The organism is Lentibacillus sediminis, from assembly GCF_002763455.1.
Classification (GTDB): Bacteria; Bacillota; Bacilli; order Bacillales; family Amphibacillaceae; genus Lentibacillus_D; species Lentibacillus_D sediminis_A.
In genome coordinates, this window is record NZ_NIXK01000015.1 from 1 (window position 1) to 22,401 (window position 22,401).

The window sequence follows — 22,401 nt, forward strand, 5'->3', positions numbered from 1 at the left end:
TCCATAAAAGTTTGCATCGAATAGACACCTTTCCATCCGATGATGGTCTTAGCTTCAAAAATTGTTTCAGGGGAACCATCGTTTGCTAAAAGCTTCCGATGGCTTCCTCTTGTTTCGTTTATACTGGTTGTTTTGTTCAGTTTTCAAAGAGCAAATCTTGCTGGTTGCTTTTTTGCAGCAACTTACTTAGTATATCACATCCACCATCCGGAATCAATACCTCAAAAAGGATATCCTCACCCGAAAAACAGGATGTTTTTTGCCGCCTCTCAAAATGGCGACTTAATTATCATACCACAATGAAAAACAGATTGTCAATAAGTGATTTTTCGTTTTTTCTTCACTCAATTTCCTGTCTATCATCACCGTGGACAAACATTGTATCACGTTTCTCAGCAGCTGTCAACATGTGATTTGGCTTCGCAATCTATGCTGTTTAACAGCGCGAAATTTATAATAACCCCGCAGCCAGGAAAAGTCAAGATGATTTTCCTGGCTGCGGGCTAAGGGGGGTCTGGCAACTGTTTTTAATGCTTAATTGCTCAGCTGATGACTTCCCCTTCCCATTTCAGCATCCCCCCTGCCATATTGGAAACTTTGAAGCCTTGTTCATCCATTAATTGAGCGGCATTCATGCTTCTTCTTCCTGAGCGGCAGACCATGACGTAATCTTTCTTTTTATCAAGGCTGTCCAGCTCATCAGGCAATTCGCCTAGCGGAATGTGCCGTGCATTTTCAATCATTCCCTGAGCAACTTCTTCATCTTCCCTTACATCAATAACTTCCATATCCTCTTCTTTCTCCAGCCGGTTTTCTACTTCTTTTGGTGTGACTTCTTTTATTTCTGCCATTTATATCATCCCTTATTTTTATTCTCATTCCATGATACTTTTTTTAGGAATAGGCTGCAAATATCCGATACAAACTAAACCTATCTATAATAGAAGGAGTGAGACAATGAATGTGCTAACAGCAGTCCTCCTCGTGCTAAGTGTTTTATCCAGCCCGGCTTCTTCGATTGCGGAAGAGAGTCCGGAACCAAAACCCGCCTTGATCACAACCTATGAAGAAGATGTCACCGGTGACGGCCAGAAAGAAACCATTGAGTTGAAGGGGGTTTTGTTCTCCGAGGACACCAATTATTATCGTGATATTTGGGTTGATATTTCCAGTCCACATGGAGAAGAATGGAAAATTTCTTATGGGGGCGGGTATGAGCCGGAGATTCAATTTGTTGACGTGACACATGATGATGTAAATGATCTGCTTTATCAAAGTGCCACTGGCGGAAGCGGCGGCCTGTACAATTATCAGCTGCATACACTAAAAGGCGGTAACCTTAGTAAAATACCGCTTCCGGAACAGCCGCACGTGAGGGGGGAGTTTCAGGAAAATTTCCAAGTGAAACTTCATATCTTCCCGAATCACCCAGCGATTTCGCTTAATGTGGAAGACCGGAAAGAGGATTATATCCGGTTAGGCATCTATAATGAAGAAGGACGTCTCTTGGAAAGAACCCAAGTTATGGTTGACCCGATTGCGTTTTTCGAGCCTGTTCTCATCAGTGAAAGCAAGGGGTATGGTTTAAAGAGTTACCGGCAGATCAGCGGCGCCTATCACGCCGATCAGCTTGGCACGATAGAGACCCTCTGGTATTACGAAGATGATGAGTGGATTATTTTGCAGACGGATTGGGTGCCTTCCGCGCCGCCTGCTGAGTAAGTTTCCCATAAGCAGAAGGATCGCCCTCCTGAACAAGGGGACGATCCTTCTTTTTAATTTGCTACAATATTAACCAGCTTTCCTGGAACGACAATGACTTTTCTTACTGTCTTTCCTTCCAGCTGACTCTGGACTTTTTCATGCTCTAGTGCTTCTTTCTCCAGTTCATCTTTTGTGATGTCTGCCGGCACCTGCAGCTTGGCTCGGACTTTGCCCATGATCTGCACGACAATTTCCACTTCATCTTCCACCAGCTTCGTCTCATCATAGCCAGGCCAGGGCTCATAACTGATCGTTCCCTGGTGGCCGAGACGCTCCCACAGTTCCTCCGCAAGATGCGGCGCGACAGGGGAAAGCAGCTTTACAAATCCTTCCACATAGCTTTTTGGAAGCTGTTCAGCTTTATATCCTTCATTAATAAATACCATCAGCTGGGAAATGCCTGTATTAAAATGCAGATTCTCGAAATCCTCGGTGACTTTTTTCACCGTTTCGTGATACACCTTTTCAAGGGAAGCATTTTCCACTTCGGTGATCTTTCCTGACAGCTCGCCATCTTCGGTGACAATCAACCGCCACACGCGGTCCAGGAAACGTCGGGCGCCGTCCAGTCCATTAGTCGACCAGGCAACTGCGGCATCGAGCGGCCCCATAAACATTTCATACAGTCTCAGCGTATCTGCCCCGTGAGAAGCAATAATATCATCCGGGTTTACCACATTCCCCTTGGATTTGCTCATTTTTTCATTGCCTTCCCCGAGGATCATTCCCTGGTTAAACAATTTCATAAACGGCTCCTTGGTCGGCACAACACCAATGTCATATAAAAATTTATGCCAGAAGCGTGCATACAAGAGATGCAGTACGGCATGCTCGGCCCCGCCGATGTAAATGTCCACAGGCAGCCATTTCTTTAGCAGTTCCGGATCAGCCAGCTGCTCCGTGTTATCAGGATCGACAAAACGCAGGAAATACCAGCAGCTGCCGGCCCATTGCGGCATCGTGCTTGTTTCGCGACGGCCCTTCATGCCGGTTTCCGGATCGGTCACATTCACCCAATCCGGATTATTTGCCAGCGGGGATTCGCCGGTTCCTGATGGTTTAATCTCCGTCATTTCCGGCAGTTCTAGCGGCAATTCTTCCTCGGGAACTGTGGTGGTGTTCCCGTCTTCCCAATGAATGATTGGAATCGGCTCACCCCAGTAGCGCTGTCTGGCGAAGAGCCAGTCACGCAGCCGATATGTCACCTTTTTCTCACCTTTGCTTTCCCTCTCCAACCGGTCGATCATCCCAGAAATCGCTTCGGCGGTGCCAAGGCCATTCAGAAACTCGGAGTTGACATGCTCACCCTCTCCGGTATAAGCCTCCTTGGAAATATCCCCGCCGGCAACGACTTCAACAATTGGCAGGTCAAATTTCACGGCAAACTCATAATCGCGTTCATCATGGGCCGGCACTGCCATGATCGCACCGGATCCGTAGCTCATCAGAACATAATCCGCGATCCAGATTGGGATTTTCTGCTGATTGACGGGATTGATCGCATAGGCGCCAGTGAATACACCGGTTTTATTTTTTGCCAGATCGGTTCGTTCCAGCTCGGATTTGGTCGCAACCTCATGCTGGTACGCTTCTACTGCCCGTTTTTGCGCTTCCGTGGTGATTTGCTCCACAAGCGGATGCTCCGGGGAAAACACGGCATACGTTGCGCCAAAAAGCGTGTCCGGTCTGGTAGTAAAGACGGTAAACTCTTCGTCATGCCCATCCATGCCGAATGTTACCTCGGCCCCTTCCGAGCGGCCGATCCAGTTCCGCTGCATGTCTTTGATGCTTTCCGGCCAATCCAGTTCTTCCAGGTCTTTCAGCAGTCTGTCGGCATAGGCAGTAATTTTCAGCATCCATTGTTTCATTGGCTTGCGGACAACCGGATGGCCGCCGCGCTCACTCTTGCCGTCGATCACTTCTTCATTTGCCAATACGGTTCCCAGCGCCGGGCACCAGTTCACCGCCACCTCATCCATATAGGCAAGCCCGTGTTCATACAGCTTAGTGAAAATCCACTGGGTCCATTTGTAATAATTCGGATCCATCGTGCTAATTTCACGATCCCAGTCATAAGAAAATCCAAGCTCCTGGATTTGCCGTTTAAAGGTGGCAATGTTCGTTTCCGTAAATGCTTCCGGGCTATTCCCGGTATCGATCGCATATTGTTCTGCAGGCAGACCGAACGCATCCCAGCCCATCGGGTGAAGCACCTCATATCCCTGCATCCGCTTCATCCGGGAAAAAATATCAGTGGCCGTATAGCCCTCCGGATGCCCGACATGCAGTCCGGCGCCGGATGGGTACGGAAACATATCCAGTGCGTACACTTTCTCTTTTTCCGAATCCGTATTTGCTTTAAAAGTTTTTTCCTTATGCCAGTATGTCTGCCATTTCTTTTCCACTTGCTGGTGATCAAAACTCATCTGACTTCCTCCTTTTCACTTAAACAAAGGTTGTTTTCTAAAAGAATGTTGTTTTTGTCACAATATCTATAGACTGCGACGTAACTTGACCCTGCCGCTACGGAAATACCCTTCGCTTTCCGCGGGCGCTGGTGAGCCTCCTCGCGCTGTCGCGCTGTGGGGTCTCACCTATGCTTTTCATCCCGCAGGAGTCTCCGGGTATTTCCTCCGCTAATGGTGTGCTTTGTTAAAATAACAACAGCTTACACTCTGTAGATGGTTGATTGGAGCGCAGGGCATCCGACTCCTGCGGGAAAAGCACGAGTCTGAAAACCCCGCAGGAAGTGAACTTCTTCCGAGGAGGCTGGAGCCGTGCCCGCGGAAAGCGGATGCCCGGAGCGGAAATCAACGAGCACTCTGCCGCAGTTTCCATCAACTCCTAAGTAAATAAGCAACAAAACTAACGAAAACATCCTAACAAAAAAGCCACTCGTCCCCTGAAAAAAGGGACGAGCAGCCTGTATCAGAACCCGCGGTACCACCCAAATTAACGCCAACATGTGCGCTCACTTGTATTCCTTAACGCGGAAAACGGCAGAAACTACGGATAAACTTCACTCCTGCAACCTTCAAGGCGAGTTCATAAAATGTCAGGGACAGTTTCCACCAGCCACTGCCTCTCTAAGCCTGAACACATTTATTACTGATCCTTTGCATTGTCGTTACCTTATGTATATTGAATAGTAACCAAACTGATGCGCTTTGTCAAGGCAATTCCCTTTTACGTGTGGTAATATGGGAGAAAAGCCCAAGGAGATATCGATCATTATGCTAAAAACTGTCCTGTCCTATGCTCATGAACTGATAGAAAAAACTGTAGCACCCGGGGAAACCCTCATCGATGCCACTTGCGGAAATGGCCAGGACACGCTGTTTCTGAGCAAATTGACCGGGGAAACCGGCCAGGTGTGGGCGTTTGACATTCAGGAAAAAGCGATTGAACGAGCACGGGAGTTAATGACAGCAAACGATGTCCATCATGTCAGCTTCGTCCACGACAGTCATGCCAATCTTGCTGCTTACCTGCCTCACGATGAGCAAATTGGCGGCGCGGTTTTCAACCTCGGCTACCTGCCTCGGAGTGATAAATCGGTTGTTACGAAAGGTGATTCAACGGTCGCTGCCATCCGTAATATGCTCCCGCTGCTGAAGCCAAAGGGACTCATCGTGCTTGTCGTCTATCACGGCCACCCCGGCGGCAAACAGGAGAAACAGGCGGTACTCGATTATCTCAACAGTCTGGATCAGCAAAAATTCCACGTACTAAGCTATGGATTTATCAATCAGAAAAATGACCCGCCATTTCTGCTGGCCATCGAGAAAAGATAACGTGTCCCCATGTTATCTTTTCAATACGTAATAAAGCTTCGTGTTCAAGAAAAAAAATCCTGCCGTACTCCCGCTTTTCCTGATCAGCTCCCTTGTGATTTCTTTGCTCCCTGTGATTTCTTTTGCTTTTGGCTCCCCCAAATATAATCCCACCAGCCCCTGGATAACGAACTGATGAAACTCCCGGTCCGGCAGCTGGTCCAGCCTCCGGACAGCCTGTTCGATCACCTCAAGCAGCCGCTGTTTCATCTTCCAGCTACTCGGATAATAACTGCAGAAATTCAAGTCCGCTTCCTCCAGGTCCTCTTCCTGATCGATATAATAATCAAGCAAAATATGCAGTGCTTGCAGATATGGGAAATACCCGCGGGTAACAGCAGCAGCTCTTGTTTCCGTCATGTTCTCCGCAAGCCCGTAAGAAACAAGGCAAAAGATCCCCAGCGTGGAGCCCGCAGCTGCCGAAAATTCATACCAGGCAAGCCCGTCCTGCTCCTTCCGCTCCGCATAAAACCAGTCTGTTAACCGGGGAATGCGCTCAGGCTGCGCGACATGTTTATGTACTTGCAAATCACGATACAGGGAACCCAGCTTTTCGGCATAGGGATATATCTTGTGGTAATCACCCAGTCCGGCGAGCACCCCCTGACAAGTCTGCACAAGCTCAGCCAAATAACCCCCGTCCTCTTGCTCACGCCGCTTTGCATAGTAATTTCCCGTACCGTTCCCCGGCGACAAGGCATCACGCATCGCCTCATGCAACAGGCGGAAATCAGCCGAATCCATCGAAGTGCTGCGGTCGCATAAATTATCCAGATAGTCACTGATCGTCTGATAGGCAACAATAAACCGGATCGCTTCCTGAAAGCGTCTGCCGGCAAGCAAAGCATAGACCGCGCCGCCCTGACAATGAAACCGTTTCGTCTGAATGCTCACGCAAGCCTGTTTACGCAGTTCTTTATCCGGTATTTGCCGGGCTCTTTTTTCCCAATTCTGCAGCTCTTTCTTTACCGCAGGGAAGATTTTCCGGTAGACTGTAGTCATCAGAGGTATGGCTCTTGTTGGTATGTGTGCTGGCAATCCGCTTCCTCCATTTCCGAAACGCTAATCCTTGTATTAATTATGAGACCACAATTCCGAGGAGGATTCAAATTAAATGAAACAGCTATCACATTATAAACAAATCCACCCGCAAATTCATGAAACAGCTTTTATCGCAAACGACGCACTTGTCATCGGGGATGTCACAATTGGAGAGAAGTCCAGTGTCTGGTTTAAGACAGTCATCCGCGGCGATGTTGCCCCAACCAGGATCGGCAAGCGGGTCAATATTCAGGATTTGTCCATGTTGCATCAAAGTCCTGACACGCCGCTGGTAATTGAGGATGATGTAACAATTGGACACCAGGTGACCCTGCACGCAGCGACCATCCGAAAGAACGCCCTTATCGGCATGGGTTCCATCATTCTTGATGGTGCCGAAATCGGGGAAAATGCTTTTGTCGGTGCCGGAAGTCTCGTACCTCCCGGGAAAAAGATCCCGCCTGACTCCGTGGTAATGGGCAGGCCTGCCAAAGTTGTCCGCACACTAACCGAAGCCGATTACGCGGAAATGGAGCGGGTGCGCAGGTCCTATGTGGAGAAAGGCCAGTACTATAAGGAGCATACGGAGTTGTAGGTGCTTGTCTGTCACACCTGCCAAAAAAATCGCCTCACAGCACGAGGCGATTTTTTATATATTCCAAACAATAATCCAGGACGCCATCCTTCATGATAAAGCTGTACGTGCTGTTGTGCTTCACATCATGCGGGATAGTCTCAAGCAGCATGGGGCCATCTGTCTCATAATACGTCTTTTGTTCCTGCAGCTTGCCCACTTCGGCGAAATAGACATTTTTGATGACTGTTTCATGTTTTCCGGTCACATGATACTGGCCGATATACTCAAGGCTTGTCACCTCTCCGCCTGTTTCTTCCTTAACTTCACGGACTGCCGCCTCTTCTGCCGTTTCTCCAGGCTCCACTTTTCCCCCGGGAAACTCAAATCCTCTCCCCCTGTGTTTGGTCAAAAGCCATACATCCTTATGTCGGCACACGACCCAAACATGTTTGGGAGAGCCGGAAAACGGGTGATTCTCAAACGATAATTTCACTTGGTTATTATAGTAATCTCGAAATCTGTACATGTTCTCAGCTGCCCTCATTCATCAATTACGACACGTTAATATCGGTAATTTTCCAGGAATCCCTCTTGGTGAATTCCAGTTCTATTCTGTACGCTCCATACATGATTGTCTCATTCGTTTGCGATACTTTTACCTTCCCGGCGTCCACCTGCTCCGTTTCATAGGAGTTATCCTGGATGAACCATGGCGGCAATTCTGTTGGCAGGATATACAGCCCATCCTCTTTCTGCTCGTAAAAGAAATCGATATATGGTGCTGCCAGGTCCCTGGATGCCACTTCGGAAAATGCCTGCAGCAATCCTTGAGTTGTCTGGTAGTTCGCTACTTTATAATCTGTGTCTGCTTCCTGAACCAGTATATCCATAAACTGTTCCGTCAATGAGCGGATTTCCTCATCCGTTATCATTTCCCCGGTCTCGCTCACCTGAGAGGCAGCACTCACCTGCCGTTCCTGAAAACTGTTATCTGCGACCAACCCGCTAAATAAAAATAAAATTATTCCGGAACTGAGGACCCATCTCAGTGACTTCCTGGTATAGTTGCTCATAGAACTTCCCCCTGTATCTCTCACGATGTTTTGTCAAGGATACTATTCCTTTATATGCGGGAAATTAAACAACAAATACGCACTCCATGCTTACTTTAATATACCAATCGACTCAATATGTGTTCTCGCTGCTTCATCTCCCCAGTCATGGAGCATCTGATAAACCTTGACCATGTTGCTGTCATAATCATCGTTCGGCTGGTCCTCATGATAGGGCTTAATCGGCACGTGTGCCCGCCAGAACGCATCCACACTGGCATCATGCATATTATTCAGATGAGCCCGCAGCATGCTGACTTCCTCCTGGGTCGCCTGAATGATAAATTCATCATTATTATCATAAGGAATCTGGGAAATTTCCCCTGCAGCAATATTAACATAGTACGTTTTCTTTTCCATAAAGCACCTCCTACTTTTCATTTTTCCTAAAAAGTGAGGTTTCATGTATGAGGAAATGCTTCACATGAAAATGTTTGGGCTTTAGCCTGCCGCTGCGGAAATACCCTTCGCTGGGTGTTGTGCTTTGTAATTTAAACAACAACTAACCATTCTGCTGATAGTTAATTGGAGCGGAGGACAGCCGACTCCTGCGGGAAAGCATGAGTCTAGACCTGAGCCCTCGGAAATCAATAAACAGATTGAAAAGACCCACCAATTAATTGATGGGTCGATTAATTCATTAATTATTGGGTTGCCGCAGCTTTTATGTTCTGATTGTTAAAGATACATCGTCCTTTGCCATGGGGGATGCACATCGGCGTTCCCAGCCGCGGGTCAAAGGTAACATCGCATTTCATTTGAAAAACGTTGTGCATCAAATCACAGGAAACAATTTCTTCCGGTCTTCCCTGTTGAAAAACATCTTTATCCTTGATGGCAACAATGTGATGCGCATAGCGGCAGGCCAAATTTATATCATGCAGCACCATGACGATCGTGCGCCCGTCCTTCTCATTTAACTCGAATAACAGATCAAGTACGTCTATCTGATGTGTCATATCCAGATAGGTTGTCGGCTCATCCAGTAAAATAATGTCCGTCTCTTGGGCAAGCGTCATCGCGATCCAAGCCCGCTGCCGCTGCCCGCCAGACAAAGAGTCAACTGAGCGATCCCTGAACTCCTCCATATTCGTGGAGGCTAGCGCTACGTTTACCGCATCCTCATCCTCCTTGGACCATTGCTTTAAAAACCCGCGGTAAGGATGTCTGCCCTGTTTGACGAGTTCATGAACAGTGAGGCCTTCCGGAGTTGCCGGACTTTGCGGGAGGATGGACATCTTTTTGGCAACTTCCTTTGTGCCCATTTTTGCAATTGCTTCCCCGTCAAGCACTACATCGCCGCCTTTAGGCTTCAAGAGCCGTGCGAGCGAACGAAGCAAAGTAGACTTGCCGCAGCCGTTTGCTCCGATCAGAACGGTGATTTCCCCTTTAGGAATTTCTATATCCAAATCCTCAATGATTACCTGATCCCCATAGCCAAGCGTCAATTCATTCGCTGTTAATGAATGCATTGGAATCTCTCCCCTACATCAGCATACGAACCATACATATTTTCTATGTACAGGTGTGTATTTTCCGAATTTAAATTTGTACCTTTATTGTAATCGCATCCCGGCTTATTGTCAATGATAATCATTTTCATTTGGCTTGGTTTAGGAAAGAAATCCATCTACAAAAGAAAGGATGCTTTCTCAAAGGTGGTTGTTTATCATAATATCTTTAATCTACTGCGTAAATTACCCTGCCGCTACGGAAATACCCCTCGCTTTCCGCGGGAAGCTGCCGAGCCCCCTTGTGCTGGCGCACTGCGGGGTCTCGCCTATGCTTTTCCTCCCGCAGGAGTCTCGGGGTATTTCCTCCGCTGGGGGTGTGCTTTGTAACTTCCACCAGTGTAATTACAAAACAACAGCTAACACTCTGTAGATAGTTGATTGGAGCGGAGGGCAGCCGACTCCTGCGGGAAAAGCACGAGTCTGAAGACCCCGCAGGAAGTGGTTTTCTTCCGAGGAGGCTGAAGCCGTGCCCGCGGAAAGCGGCTGCCCGGAGCGGAAATCAACAAGAGCTCATGTTGGAGATATTCCCGAAACGGCGTGCGGTAACTTATGTCGCATTTTCAATCCACCGCGAAAATAAGCAACAAATAGAGCCAAAGGAAAAAGCCATCCCCCAAGGGACAGCTTTTTCTTAATTGGCTAGTGCCTCAAGCACATCATTAATCGTTTGCTCCGAAGCAATCAGGCCTTTATTTGTCCAGTTGCTCGGATCTTCCACCCGGTAAACATTGCTGTTTTCAGCGGCGGGTGTGCTTTGCCAGACAGAGCTGTTTTCCAGTGTTTCCACTGCCGGTACTCCTTCTTCTGCCAGCAGGAAAACATGATCTGCATCAAGTTCGGACAGCGCTTCGATCGAGATTGGATTCCAGGTAGTTCCCGCTTCGCCCAGATCCTCTACATATGCCGGCACGTTTATTCCCAATTCAGAGTAAAGCACCTCTGCACTGTGGCGGTCCTGTTCAAACAGGAAGAACTGATCGCCGGTGGCCCAAATGGCAGCAACTGTCTCATCACCAATCGCTTGATTGATTGTTTCTGAAGCATCGGCCACCTTTTGTTCATAGTCATTTAAAGCAGCTTCAGCTTCTTCCTCTTTACCGAGCATTTCCCCAAATGTCTCCAATTGCATCCGCCAATCGCTGGTCATTTCCTCTGACATCACATAGGTAGGGGCAATGCTGTTATAATCTTCGTAGGTTCCTTCATAGTTTTCCATATTGTTTTCCAGGATAATCAGATCCGGTTCGTGACTCAGGACCTGTTCCAATGGAAGTGTCCATTCAATGCTTGGAACTTCGGACAACTCGTCTTCCAAGTACGTTTGCACGCTTTCTCCGATTGCCCATTTGGCGACAGGCTGCACTCCAAGCGCCAACAGTGTGTCTTCATTATACGGGGCGAGCACGCGCTCCGGATCGGCAGAGATCGTTACCTCCCCCATTTCGGATTCCATGGTAATTTCTGAGCTGCCTGTTTCTTCGGTATTATTATCCTGCTCTGTTTCCTCCTGGGAATCGTTATTGCCGCCGCATGCTGCCAAGAGTAACAGCAGTGTTAAAGGAATCAAGAAATAAAGCAGACGATTTCTTAAGTTTGCATTCATATGTAAGGCTCCTTTATGTTATAATTACAACGCTACTAATGGTAATGATAATCATTTTCAATTGAAAAGTCAATATACTTTAACAGGCATCTCTATTTTTACATACAAGAACAGGGGAAAATCATGCTATCAGTCATTAATCATTCACCCATTTTAAAAAGCCTTATCAATCTTGTGGCGATTGCTGCGCTGGGGCTGGCGATCGCTCTTTCCGTGTCTTTCGGGGCAACCGATATTTCATTTGCGACGGTCTGGCAGGCGGTGACCCAGTTCAATCCGGAATTGACCACCCATCAAATCATTCAGGAACTGCGGCTGCCGCGTGCATTCGCCGCGGCACTGGTCGGAGCGTTTCTGGCTGTTGCTGGCGCGCTCATGCAAGGAATGACACGCAACCCGCTCGCTTCCCCTTCGATTATGGGGGTCACTGACGGGGCGGCGTTTGCCATGGTGGTCACGCTGGTATTTTTCCCGGCGCTGTCCAACACCGGAATGACCTTTGCCTCCCTGGCAGGGGCCGGAGTCGCTGTTGTCTTAGTGTTTATGGTAGGCTCTTTCTCCACCGGCGGATTGACCCCTGTCAAGCTGGCACTTGCCGGTGTAGCAATCGGCACGTTGCTGCGGTCGGTTTCATCGACTATTTCGCTGCATTTTCAAGTGGAAAAGGAAATGGGCTTCTGGCTGGCCGGCAGTCTCAGCGGCGTAACCTGGGCAAATGTGCAGATGCTCACTTTTGCTGGGGTTGTTGGTCTCTTGATTGCCCTGGCGATTTCCAAATCGGTGACCATTCTCAGTCTTGGTGAAGATATTGCCACAGGGCTTGGGCAAAATAATTTAGCAATTAAAATCCTTGGCATTATTGCGGCCCTCGTTCTGACAGGGACAGCCGTGTCGATTGCCGGAACGGTTGGGTTCGTCGGTCTTATTGTGCCGCATATCACCCGGTTTATTATGGGAACCGACTATCGTTGGATCATTCCCTCTTCCGCTATTTTCGGGGCGCTGCTCTTAGTGCTTGCTGATGTCACGGCACGACTGGTTAATGCGCCATTTGAAACACCAGTGGGAGCGATCACTTCTCTCATTGGCGTGCCATTTTTCCTTTATCTGGCACGCGGCAGTGGAGGTGGAAAATAATGAACACATTTGATCAGCAGAAAAGAAAACGGTTCTCCCTGATCATCGGATTGCTGTTTGTTCTGATTATCGTGATGTTTTTTGTCAGTTTGAGTATAGGGGTCATCCCCATCTCACCAGGGGAAGTTATACAGACGCTGTTAGGAAATGGCACGGACCAGCAAGAGTTGGTGCTGTTTGATTTCCGTCTGCCCGGTATCGTGCTTGCTCTGTTAATTGGTACAGGGCTCGCCGTCTCCGGAGTTATCCTGCAGGGGGTTACGCAGAACGAACTGGCTGAACCTGGCATTCTGGGAATCAATACAGGCGCAGGATTTGCAGTCGTACTGTTCATTTTCTTTTTCCAAAATGGCCTGGGGTTGAACAGCACGCTTTCTATCTTTGCCATGCCGTTCTTTGCCCTTGTTGGTGCAATGGGAGCAGCACTGCTTGTTTACCTGCTTGCCTGGAAAAAAGGAGTCAACCCGATTCGCCTCGTGCTTGTCGGAATTGGCGTAAATGCCGGATTCAGCGCCTTATTAATGATTTTTCAGCTGAAAATGGACCCGCAGGATTTCCGGCAAGTAACTGTATGGCTGTCCGGTGACATCTGGAACGCCAACTGGAGTTTCGTGCTCGCGCTGCTGCCTTGGATGCTCTTGCTCATCCCGTTGGCATTGCAGAAGGCAACTGTCATGAATGTGCTGACACTCGGGGATGAAGTTGCATCTGGGCTCGGTTCCAGTGTGGAAAAAGAGCGGCGCTATCTGCTGGTGATTGCCGTTGCATTAGCGGGAGCGGCTGTCGCGGCAGGTGGAGCGATTGCCTTTTTGGGATTGGTCGTACCGCATATTGCCCGCAAACTGATCGGGCCGGCACATCATTATATCATCCCGATTTCCGCACTGCTCGGGGCATTGCTTCTTATGGTCGCCGATATGATTGGAAAAAATTTGCTGGCACCGGCGCAAATCCCGGTCGGTATTGTCGTATCCATTTTAAGCGCACCTTACTTTATCTATTTATTGATGAAAGCGAAATAACAGTTTGGAGGAATTTTCATGGAAAAACAACTGGAACTGTATGATATAACGATTATCGGCGGAGGACCTGTCGGCTTGTTCACTGCCTTTTATAGCGGCATGCGGGAAATGAAAACAAAGATCATTGAATTCCTGCCATTTCTGGGCGGAAAAGTGCCCTATTTTTATCCGGAAAAAATCATCCGCGATGTCGGCGGAATTCCCCATGTTTCCGGAGAGAAATTCACCGAGAACCTGATCGAACAGGCAAAAACCTTTGATCCGGAAATTGTGCTTGGCGAGCAAGTCACGGAAATGGAAAAATTGGAGGATGGCACGTTTTTGCTGACAAGCAAAAGTGGGGCCAGGCATCATACAAAGACAGTAGTGCTGGCAACTGGCTATGGGACGTTAAAATCGGTTAAACTCACCATCCCGGGGGCCGAGCTGTTTGAGGACAGCAACCTGCATTATTCCATCCGCAAGCTGGAAAGCTACCGGGATAAGCATGTGCTAATCTCCGGCGGGGGAAATTCCGCGGTCGACTGGGCCAATGAACTGGAACCCATTGCGGCAAAGGTGAGCCTGGTGTACCGCAAGTCCGCTTTTACCGGTTTTGAAAGCAATGTCACACGGATGATGAATTCCTCTGTGGATGTGTTCAACCCATATGAACTGACAGAGCTGGAAGGAAAAGACGGCCGGATTGCCAGCGCCTTTATTCGCCAGGTGGAGGACGGATCCATCCATCAGATTCCGGTTGACGCAGTGATCGTGAACCACGGTTTCCAAATTGACCTTGGATCCATCGCCGGCTGGGGACTGACGATGAAACAGGGCTCAATTCAAGTCGATGAGTCCATGCATACGTCCATTCCCGGCATCTTTGCCGTCGGAGACATTGCTTCTTATTCTGGCAAACTCCAGCTGATCGCCGGCGGATTTAATGAAGGCCCGATTGCTGTTAATCATGCCAAATTGCACATATCGCCTAAAGACGAATTGGAAACCATTTATTCGACTAACTATGCGCCGTTGACGGAGAAGTATGAATAGGAAAGGACCGCTCGGGTATGGCTGAGCGGTCCTTTTTTTGGTGTAGGCTCGATTATTGGATCGGGTTGTGACTCGCTCGATTTGGCGTGCGGGTCGCTCGATTTGACGTGCGGGTCGCTCGATTTGACGTGCGGGTCGCTCGATTTGACGTGCGGGTCGCTCGATTTGACGTGCGGGTCGCTCGATTTGGCGTGCGGGTCGCTCGATTTGGCGTGCGGGTCGCTCGATTTGTCTCAGCCAAATCTGCGCACCCGCACCTGCTGCCCAATCCACCAGCTATTTATCTCTCTAACAACTCCGGCAACTCAGCCCGCACCAGCTTATTCGAAGCATTTCGCGGCAGTTCCTCAACAAACTGAATATATTTCGGCCATTTATATTTCGCCAGGCCGGACTCAGCAAAGGCGAGAATTTCCTCCGCAGACACCGCTTCCCTCCTCACCACGAACGCGGCAGGAACTTTTCCCCAAGTGTCATCTTTTACCCCGGCTACGCCTACATCTTTAACTTGCGGCATGCCACTCAGCACACTCTCGATTTCTGATGGATAGATGTTTTCTCCGCCGGAAATGATCAGATCTTTGCGGCGATCCACAACATATAAAAATCCTTCCTCATCCAAGCGCCCCAAATCGCCGGTAGCAAGCCAGCCGGTCTGCAAGGATTTTTCTGTGGCGTGCTGATTTTTATAATAGCCCTTCGTTACCATCGGCCCTTTCACAAAAATTTCGCCAACCTGTTGCTCATCCTGATCCACAATTTTCAACTGCGCCGGCATCAGCGGTTTTCCTGCTGAACCGATTTTGCGCAGTGCATCCTTGGGACTTAAGGTGACAATTTGTGAAGAGGTTTCGGTCATGCCATATGACTGGAAGACTGGGATATTGCGTTCCTTGGTCTGCTCCAGCAGCGGTCTCGGAGCCGGTCCGCCGCCCAGCAGCATGCAGCGAAAACTTTCCGGAAATTCTCCCGCCCCAGGCCGATCCACCAGCCGCTTCAATGTCACCGTAACGACGGAAGCCATCGTCACACCTCGCGTAAAAATCGCGTCATGGGCCATGTCTTCATCAAATTTTTCAAGCAGAAAAACAGGCATTCCATAGAGCACACTTTTAATAAAAATCGACAAACCGCTGATGTGAAAAACCGGCAGTGCACAAAGCCACTTGTCCTCCGCATGCAGCCCCAGGTTCAATGCCGATGAAATGGCGCTCCACCAGTGATTGCCGTAAGTATGGACAACACCTTTGGGAAAACCTGTCGTGCCTGACGTATAGAGAATGGTAAACGGTTCATCCAAATCAAGCTCTTCCCGTAACGCGATTGGCTGCTCAGTCGTCTGCTCAACTTCGGAAAAACTCAGCACATGGCAAGGCAATTCTCCTTCCACGGCAGCCCCTCTCCAATGAGACGATGTCAGCAAACATGTCACATCCGCGTCTTCCAGCTGATACCTCCACTCTGCGGCAGTCAATCTGGTATTCAACAAAACAACAGTTGCCCCGAGGTAGCTCAGCGCATGAATCGTTGTCACCATGGCGGGTTGATTTTCTGACAGGATACCGATATGGTCTCCCTGCTTCACGCCGTGTCCTGCAAGTTTTCTGGCAAACTGCTGACTTTCTTTTTTCAATTCCTTAAACGTCCATGTTCGGCCGTCCGGTGTTTCTATTGCTGGCTGCTCCGGTGCCAAATCGGCTTGTTTGGATAACCAGTGCGGTATCATTTCAGCCATTATCCTGACTTCCTTTCATTTCATTTCAGGTGGCGGCATGGTTTTAGCCGCCGTACTTAAGAAAAACCTTTGCCTGAAATAAGCAAAGGTTTTTCGGGTGTGTATTGTCCGGTTTTAAGGAAAACGCGGGAACTGCTTGAAGTCCGGCTTCCTTTTTTCTTTAAACGCGTCTCGGCCTTCTTTTGCTTCATCGGTTGTGTAATACAGCAGGGTCGCGTCTCCGCCCATTTGCTGCAGACCGGCAAGCCCATCAGTATCCGCATTGAACGATGCCTTCAGGAAGCGCAGTGCTGTTGGGGATTTTTCCAGCATTTCCTCACACCATTGGAGCGTTTCTTCCTCCAATTTGTCAACAGGAACGACTGTGTTGACCAGCCCCATTTCATAGGCCTCTTCCGCATTGTACTGCCGGCAGAGGTACCAGATTTCACGGGCACGCTTATGGCCGACCATACGTGCCAGTAAAGTCGCACCATAACCAGCGTCAAAGCTGCCCACTTTTGGTCCAGTTTGTCCAAAAATAGCATTGTCTGCAGCAATCGTCAGGTCACAGACGACATGCAGTACATGGCCGCCGCCAATTGCGTAACCGGATACCATTGCGACCACCGGTTTTGGAATCGTGCGGATCAGCCGCTGCAGGTCAAGCACGTTCAGGCGAGGTACCTCATCTGTGCCGACATAGCCGCCATGACCGCGGACGGACTGGTCGCCTCCGGAGCAAAAAGCTTTTTCCCCTTCACCGGCTAAAATAATTACGCCGATGGAAGAATCGTCACGCGCGTCTGTAAATGCATGAATCATTTCATTCACAGTGAGTGGCGTAAATGCATTGCGCTTTTCCGGGCGGTTGATGGTCACCTTGGCAACACCATCATATTTTTCATAAATAATCTCTTCATATTCTCTAACTTTTTCCCATTGTACTGTCATTTCTTTGCCTCCTTGTAAATTTCGTCTGTATGTAGGAGTTACTCGTTTATAATAAACCCCCTTACCAGTTTACCAAACATTTGCGGTTTTTCCACGTGAATTGCATGTCCCGCTCCCTGGACGGTGTGCAGCTCAGCATTGGGAAAGCGGGCAGCCATTTGCTGGTTGACCCGAGCAAATTTATTGTCCAGCTCACCTGCCAGCAGCAACACTGGGGTTTCAAACGCGGGGAGACTCTCCCACCAGGAAGGCTGTGCTCCAGTCCCCATCCCGCGGAGCGAACCGGCAAGCCCCTCTTCTGTCTGCGCCATCCGCTCCTCCCGCACTTGTTCCCTAACCGCTTGAGACAAGGCTTTTTGCGTGGAAAATAGCGGAATGGATTCCCAGTACTCGACGAAAGCTGGTATACCTTCACGTTCGATTTTCCGGGCAAGTTTCTCATCCTTTTCCTGCCGCTCCAGCCGTTCCTGTTCATCGTCCAGACCCGGAGAGGCGCTTTCCAAAATGAGTGACTCAATCGCTCCCGGATAAATCATCGCAAACGACAGCGCCGTTCTGCCGCCCATCGAATAGCCGAGGAGATGGAAACGGTCCAGATTTAATGCCTTAAATAGATCGCCTAATTCCCGACAGCATTGTTCCATGGTGAGCCCATTGGGCGTTTGAGTTTTGCCATGTCCCGGCAAATCAACCGTGATAACCCGGAAGCCCTGCCCATGTGTTTTGCTGAAATCTTCCCATGTCCTGCTGCTGCCGGTAAACCCGTGCAACATAACAAGCGGAATTCCATCACCCGATTCCTCATACCAATACATGCTGTCATTAATCGAAACGTACATCCTCACACCTCCATGGAAAGCAAGTCCTGCTCAATCGCTTTCCACTTTTCCCGATGCCACCGGACGTTTTCTTCCCGGTCGGTCTGCACTTCAATGACGGACAAACCAGCTGTTTCCTGCATCGCTTGCTTTAATTCTGCTGCGTTTTTCGCCAAAGTGTGAGTGCCGCCGTACATTTCCACCGCCTGTTTAAATTCGATATCAACAGGTGTGCCGAACAATTTCTCAAAATGCTGGTTTCCCTGCAGATGCGGCAAGAAGGAAAAAATTCCGCCTCCATTATTATTAATCAACAGAATCGTGATTGGGAGCTGATAATGCTTGGCAGCAAGCAGTCCATTCATATCATGGAAAAAAGATAAATCCCCCAGCAGCAGGATCACCCGCTTCCCCGCTGCTGCTGCGCCAAGCCCGCTGGAAATCATCCCGTCAATTCCGTTGGTTCCGCGGTTGGCAAGCACGGGAATATGTTTATCCGACGTGAGGAAAAAGCTGTCGAGATCACGCACTGCCATACTGTTGCCAACATACACGGTGCTTTCGTCCGGGGTCACTTCAAGCATCTCCCGGACTGCCGACCCTTCCGTCAGCGCAGGCTCGTTCTCTTTTTGCAAATGACCTACAGCAATCTTGTTCATTTCCTGCCAACTGCGCAGCCAATCTCCTGTCTCTTTTCCGGGAGTATCAGAAAGTCCCGCACACAAACTCGCGGGGTCGGCAAAAATATAGGACACCGCACTGCCGGTAGGTTCCCGGAAGCCGGTATCTGCCTCGACCACATAATGAGGTATGCTACGATGCTCTTTCACATAGAAAAGGTACGGCTTGGAAACAGGCATGGCACCAAAACGGATAATGAAATCCGGCTGGAGTTTTCCTCGGATGTCCTGACTCCTTAGTATTGCATCATAACTTTCAATAATATGATCTTTTGCATGCCCGCCTCCCCGCAGCTGGGAAAGCGGATCAGCCAGAATCGGAAGTCCCCAAACGGCTGCGAATCGAGTTATTGCATCCGCTAATTTCTCATCCGGCTGCGGCCCACAGACAATCAGTCCTTTTTCCTTGCCTTGCAGCTGTTGAAAAAGTCGCTCCGTCTCCCGGTCAGGCAGTTGTTTCATACCATCCAGTACAGGATGGCGCGAACCGGATGTTGCGGGAGTGCTCCATAAATCAGGCAGCGAAAAATCCGGGTTTAGCGGTTCCCGGAATGGCAGATTCACATGAACCGGGCCAGGATTTCCCTCACCAGCCATATAGACTGCCCGGACAGCTTTGCTTCTGGCATATTCCAGCATTTGCGGTGTGCTTTCAGGCAATGCCATTTCATGAAACCATTTTACATAATCACCGTACAACTTGATTTGATCGATCGCCTGCGGGGCACCGACATCACGCAACTCATGCGGCCGATCAGCTGTCAGTACCACCAGCGGCACACGGCTGTGGGCGGCTTCGACAATTGCAGGAAAATAATTGGCGGCCGCGGTTCCGGATGTGCAAAGCAAGGCAACCGGACGATTGGATGCTTTGGCCAGTCCCAGCGCAAAAAAGGCGGCCGAACGCTCATCAAGAATCACCCACTCTTTAAGATCGGGGTGTTCCGTCATCATCAAAGCCATCGGAGTGGATCTCGATCCTGGGGAAATTACTGCATCGGTCACCCCACTCTGCACGAGTTCATCGGTAAAATTGGCGGTATAGCGTGTTAAAGCCTCGGTATGACTCATCGTCCTTCTCCCATCACAGACAGCATTGGCGTAAATTTAATATTGGTTTCCTCGTATTCTGCTTCCGGGTCCGAATCTTTGACAACCCCGCAGCCGGCAAATAACGACGCTTCGTCCCCCTGGATTAGCCCGGAGCGGATCGCAACCGCAAACTCACCGTTGCCATTGCTGTCCAGCCAGCCGATCGGCGCCCCGTACCACCCTCTGTCAAGCTGCTCATGCTTGCGGATATAAGCCATGGACTCTTTGCGAGGCACTCCACCTAATGCGGGGGTTGGATGCAATTTGCCGATCACGTCAAAAATACTGTATGAGCTTTTTAGCGTTGCCGTTACTGGCGTGTACAGATGCTGCAGGTTCCTCAGCGGATAAATGACCGGCTCTTCCGGGATCATCACATCCTCACAATAGTCAAGCATTGCCTGCTTAATCATTTCCACGACAAACTTGTGCTCTTGCAGATTTTTTTCATCATGGAGCAGCTCATCGGCTATAGCTGCGTCCTCTTCCACTGTTTTTCCTCTCGGCGCAGTCCCGGCGAGACAGGTGGACAAAAGTTCACGGCTCTCCAGTTTCACCAGACGCTCTGGTGTTGCCCCGATAAAACAGTCCTCCCCTTTTTCAAACGCAAAAATAAAGCTGTTTGACTGGGTCGCCAGCAATTTATCCAGCACACCGGCAATGTCAGCCTTCTTGTCGAATTTCAAACGCAGTTCCCGGGCAAGCACGATTTTTCCCGCCTGCTTGTTGGCAATATCTTCTGTCGTCTGCTTCACCAGCTGTTTCCAGGCGTCCGGTGCAATTTCTGTTTTTTTCTCGATGCTCATTTTCTCTTCCGGGGTTGGATTATTGGCAAACAGTTCGCGTTCCCGTTTCTCCAGCTGGTTTGCCAACTGAAAAGGATGGTCACCGTATTTAACAAGAAAATTTGTGGTCAAATAACAGCTGTGTCCCCGTTTGGTCAGCATAAAAGCCGGCACCGTAAACTGGCTGGGCTGGAAATTTTTCCACAGAGCGGTTTTTTCTTTTTCCGGGTCAAAATCCATCCCGCCCATCGCGTTCAAACCTGTACCCGGCAGCTTGTACGGGTTATGGATGAGAGCATCTTCCATCAGCCGGTTCCACTCGCGTTCTGTCTCCGCAAATGGAGAGCGCTCTGCTGTAATCTCCCAGGCATTGCCGACCCCTGTTATATAAAAATGATCCGCCGTACTTGTCCAGAATATCCGGTTCTGGCCAAGGGTTTCCGCTTGCCGAAAAAAGGTAAGCGGATCAATGTCTGTGATTTCTTTTGTATAGCTGATCAGCTTCGTATCCCCTTCCGTCTCAAGATGGGAGATAGCTGTATTTATTAAATCCTGTATCGATGCTTGCTGTGTTTCAATCATCTGTTTCCCTCCGTTACCACACACGTTCACATACTTCCATAGTCTATTTTATTCTCTTTTTCGCCGTTTCTCAAGAAAAGCAGATATTTCCCCGGGAATAGCGGCTTTTAAGCAGGTAACACCCTCCATTGACACCCTTCAACAATTTCCTTACTATAAATGGGTAGAGAACTATTTCAGGGAGAGAAATTACGATGCAAACAGCAGATAAAGTAAATGTCAAACAGGCATTAAATGAAAGAGAAGGATTTCAGGTCTGGTGGAGACTGTTGCGACCGCACACATTAACCGCTTCGTTCGTCCCCGTGTTTGTCGGCTCCATGCTGGCATTTGCAGAAGGATCTATCCAGCCATTATTATTTTTGGCGATGCTCGTGGCTTCCATTTTAATCCAAGCAGCCACCAATATGTTTAATGAGTATTATGACTTTACCCGCGGCCTGGACACCGAGGATTCAGTCGGCATTGGCGGCACAATCGTCCGGGATGGGATTCAGCCAAAAACGGTGCTCGGACTGGCTCTCAGTTTTTTCGGAATCGCCATGCTGCTCGGCGTATACATCTGTCTGCAGTCCAGCTGGTGGATTGCCGTGATTGGTTTAGTATGCATGCTTTTCGGCTATTTATATACAGGAGGACCTTACCCGATTGCCTACACGCCATTCGGTGAGTTGTTTTCCGGATTTTTTATGGGAACGGTGATTGTCGGCATCAGTTATTTCATCCAAACCGGTGCGCTGACTTCTGAAGCGGTCTTGATCTCACTGCCGGTCGCCATTTTCATTGGTGGGATTATGATGTCCAACAATATCCGGGATCTGGAAGGCGACAAAAAGAACGGCCGGCACACGATCGCGATTTTACTGGGCCAAAAGAATGCCGTACGTTTTCTTGCCGGTCTTTTCATCAGTGCCTATCTTATCACCGCTATCCTGATCGTGACAGGGGTTTTGCCATTATGGTCGATTATTGTTTTTCTTAGTGCAGGCAAGGCAGCAGAAGTGATTCGAAAATTCCGCGGCAAAACCTCCCCGCTTGAAATGATGCCGGCAATGGCAGCAACCGGGAAAACAAACACAATCTACGGCATGCTGCTGGGACTGTCACTTTTAATTAGCGGGCTGTTTTAGACGTGCAG

20 protein-coding genes and 1 other annotated feature are annotated in these 22,401 nt (G+C 49.1%); of the genes, 7 read left to right on the forward strand and 13 right to left on the reverse strand.

What is annotated here, in order from left to right; all coding sequences use genetic code 11:
- Positions 1-542: 542 nt before the first annotated feature.
- Positions 543-851, reverse strand: coding sequence for a rhodanese-like domain-containing protein (locus tag CEG13_RS17485; protein WP_100013183.1), 309 nt, complete (start codon positions 849-851; stop codon positions 543-545).
- Positions 852-957: 106 nt separating this feature from the next.
- Here CEG13_RS17485 and CEG13_RS17490 point away from each other — a divergent pair, with 106 nt between their 5' ends.
- Positions 958-1,722 carry a hypothetical protein gene (locus CEG13_RS17490; RefSeq protein WP_100013184.1) on the forward strand — a complete coding sequence of 255 codons (765 nt, stop codon included), beginning with the start codon at positions 958-960 and terminating at the stop codon, positions 1,720-1,722.
- 53 nt (positions 1,723-1,775) lie between these two features.
- Here the strand turns inward: CEG13_RS17490 and leuS are convergent, their stop codons facing one another.
- A complete protein-coding gene (leuS, locus tag CEG13_RS17495) occupies positions 1,776-4,190 on the reverse strand; it encodes a leucine--tRNA ligase (protein WP_100013185.1) in 2,415 nt (804 codons plus the stop codon).
- A gap of 481 nt (positions 4,191-4,671) precedes the next feature.
- Positions 4,672-4,895, reverse strand: a binding site (T-box leader).
- A gap of 102 nt (positions 4,896-4,997) precedes the next feature.
- Between leuS and mnmM the strand changes: the two genes are divergently transcribed.
- Complete coding sequence (gene mnmM / locus CEG13_RS17500; RefSeq protein WP_100013186.1) at positions 4,998-5,558, forward strand: tRNA 5-(aminomethyl)-2-thiouridylate-methyltransferase MnmM; 561 nt, start codon at positions 4,998-5,000, stop codon at positions 5,556-5,558.
- A gap of 12 nt (positions 5,559-5,570) precedes the next feature.
- Here mnmM and CEG13_RS17505 read toward each other — a convergent pair whose 3' ends face one another.
- Positions 5,571-6,635 (reverse strand): tetraprenyl-beta-curcumene synthase family protein, encoded by a 1,065-nt coding sequence (locus CEG13_RS17505; protein WP_239984703.1) that lies wholly within the window; start codon positions 6,633-6,635, stop codon positions 5,571-5,573.
- A 76-nt stretch (positions 6,636-6,711) separates the two neighbouring features.
- Between CEG13_RS17505 and CEG13_RS17510 the strand changes: the two genes are divergently transcribed.
- The gene (locus CEG13_RS17510) at positions 6,712-7,233 is read left to right on the forward strand and encodes a gamma carbonic anhydrase (RefSeq protein WP_100013188.1); all 522 of its coding nucleotides are present in this window, start codon (positions 6,712-6,714) and stop codon (positions 7,231-7,233) included.
- A 34-nt stretch (positions 7,234-7,267) separates the two neighbouring features.
- Here CEG13_RS17510 and ytkD read toward each other — a convergent pair whose 3' ends face one another.
- From ytkD to CEG13_RS17535, 5 genes are all read right to left on the reverse strand, one after another.
- Positions 7,268-7,741 carry an RNA deprotection pyrophosphohydrolase gene (ytkD, locus tag CEG13_RS17515; protein ID WP_100013189.1) on the reverse strand — a complete coding sequence of 158 codons (474 nt, stop codon included), beginning with the start codon at positions 7,739-7,741 and terminating at the stop codon, positions 7,268-7,270.
- Positions 7,742-7,766: 25 nt separating this feature from the next.
- Positions 7,767-8,288 (reverse strand): hypothetical protein, encoded by a 522-nt coding sequence (locus tag CEG13_RS17520; protein WP_100013190.1) that lies wholly within the window; start codon positions 8,286-8,288, stop codon positions 7,767-7,769.
- A gap of 90 nt (positions 8,289-8,378) precedes the next feature.
- Positions 8,379-8,687, reverse strand: a complete 309-nt coding sequence (locus tag CEG13_RS17525) for a hydrolase (protein WP_100013191.1) — start codon at positions 8,685-8,687, stop codon at positions 8,379-8,381.
- 284 nt (positions 8,688-8,971) lie between these two features.
- Complete coding sequence (locus CEG13_RS17530; protein ID WP_100013192.1) at positions 8,972-9,799, reverse strand: ABC transporter ATP-binding protein; 828 nt, start codon at positions 9,797-9,799, stop codon at positions 8,972-8,974.
- Positions 9,800-10,472: 673 nt separating this feature from the next.
- Positions 10,473-11,444, reverse strand: coding sequence for an iron-hydroxamate ABC transporter substrate-binding protein (locus tag CEG13_RS17535; RefSeq protein ID WP_100013193.1), 972 nt, complete (start codon positions 11,442-11,444; stop codon positions 10,473-10,475).
- Between the two features lie 123 nt (positions 11,445-11,567).
- Here CEG13_RS17535 and CEG13_RS17540 point away from each other — a divergent pair, with 123 nt between their 5' ends.
- Genes CEG13_RS17540 through CEG13_RS17550 form a run of 3 tightly spaced genes read left to right on the forward strand, consistent with a single transcriptional unit; the run spans position 11,568 to position 14,638 of the window.
- On the forward strand, positions 11,568-12,581 hold the full coding sequence (locus CEG13_RS17540; RefSeq protein WP_100013194.1) for a FecCD family ABC transporter permease: 1,014 nt from the start codon (positions 11,568-11,570) through the stop codon (positions 12,579-12,581).
- Positions 12,581-13,603, forward strand: a complete 1,023-nt coding sequence (locus tag CEG13_RS17545) for a FecCD family ABC transporter permease (protein WP_100013195.1) — start codon at positions 12,581-12,583, stop codon at positions 13,601-13,603. The genes CEG13_RS17540 and CEG13_RS17545 overlap by 1 nt, the downstream gene beginning before the upstream one ends.
- Positions 13,604-13,621: 18 nt before the next feature.
- Positions 13,622-14,638, forward strand: a complete 1,017-nt coding sequence (locus tag CEG13_RS17550) for an NAD(P)/FAD-dependent oxidoreductase (RefSeq protein ID WP_100013196.1) — start codon at positions 13,622-13,624, stop codon at positions 14,636-14,638.
- Positions 14,639-14,918: 280 nt separating this feature from the next.
- Here the strand turns inward: CEG13_RS17550 and CEG13_RS17555 are convergent, their stop codons facing one another.
- The 5 genes from CEG13_RS17555 to CEG13_RS17575 all read right to left on the reverse strand — a co-directional run bounded on the left by CEG13_RS17555 (position 14,919) and on the right by CEG13_RS17575 (position 21,263).
- Positions 14,919-16,373, reverse strand: a complete 1,455-nt coding sequence (locus CEG13_RS17555; RefSeq protein WP_100013197.1) for an o-succinylbenzoate--CoA ligase — start codon at positions 16,371-16,373, stop codon at positions 14,919-14,921.
- A gap of 114 nt (positions 16,374-16,487) precedes the next feature.
- Positions 16,488-17,306, reverse strand: coding sequence for a 1,4-dihydroxy-2-naphthoyl-CoA synthase (gene menB, locus CEG13_RS17560; protein WP_100013198.1), 819 nt, complete (start codon positions 17,304-17,306; stop codon positions 16,488-16,490).
- 38 nt (positions 17,307-17,344) lie between these two features.
- Entirely contained in the window at positions 17,345-18,145 is an 801-nt protein-coding gene (menH, locus tag CEG13_RS17565; protein WP_100013199.1) for a 2-succinyl-6-hydroxy-2,4-cyclohexadiene-1-carboxylate synthase, read from the reverse strand.
- A 2-nt stretch (positions 18,146-18,147) separates the two neighbouring features.
- Positions 18,148-19,875, reverse strand: coding sequence for a 2-succinyl-5-enolpyruvyl-6-hydroxy-3-cyclohexene-1-carboxylic-acid synthase (gene menD / locus CEG13_RS17570; protein ID WP_100013200.1), 1,728 nt, complete (start codon positions 19,873-19,875; stop codon positions 18,148-18,150).
- The gene (locus CEG13_RS17575; protein WP_100013201.1) at positions 19,872-21,263 is read right to left on the reverse strand and encodes an isochorismate synthase; all 1,392 of its coding nucleotides are present in this window, start codon (positions 21,261-21,263) and stop codon (positions 19,872-19,874) included. Before CEG13_RS17575 ends, menD begins: the two co-directional genes overlap by 4 nt.
- Before the next feature lie 194 nt (positions 21,264-21,457).
- Here CEG13_RS17575 and CEG13_RS17580 point away from each other — a divergent pair, with 194 nt between their 5' ends.
- Complete coding sequence (locus tag CEG13_RS17580) at positions 21,458-22,393, forward strand: 1,4-dihydroxy-2-naphthoate polyprenyltransferase (protein WP_100013202.1); 936 nt, start codon at positions 21,458-21,460, stop codon at positions 22,391-22,393.
- Positions 22,394-22,401 lie beyond the last annotated feature (8 nt).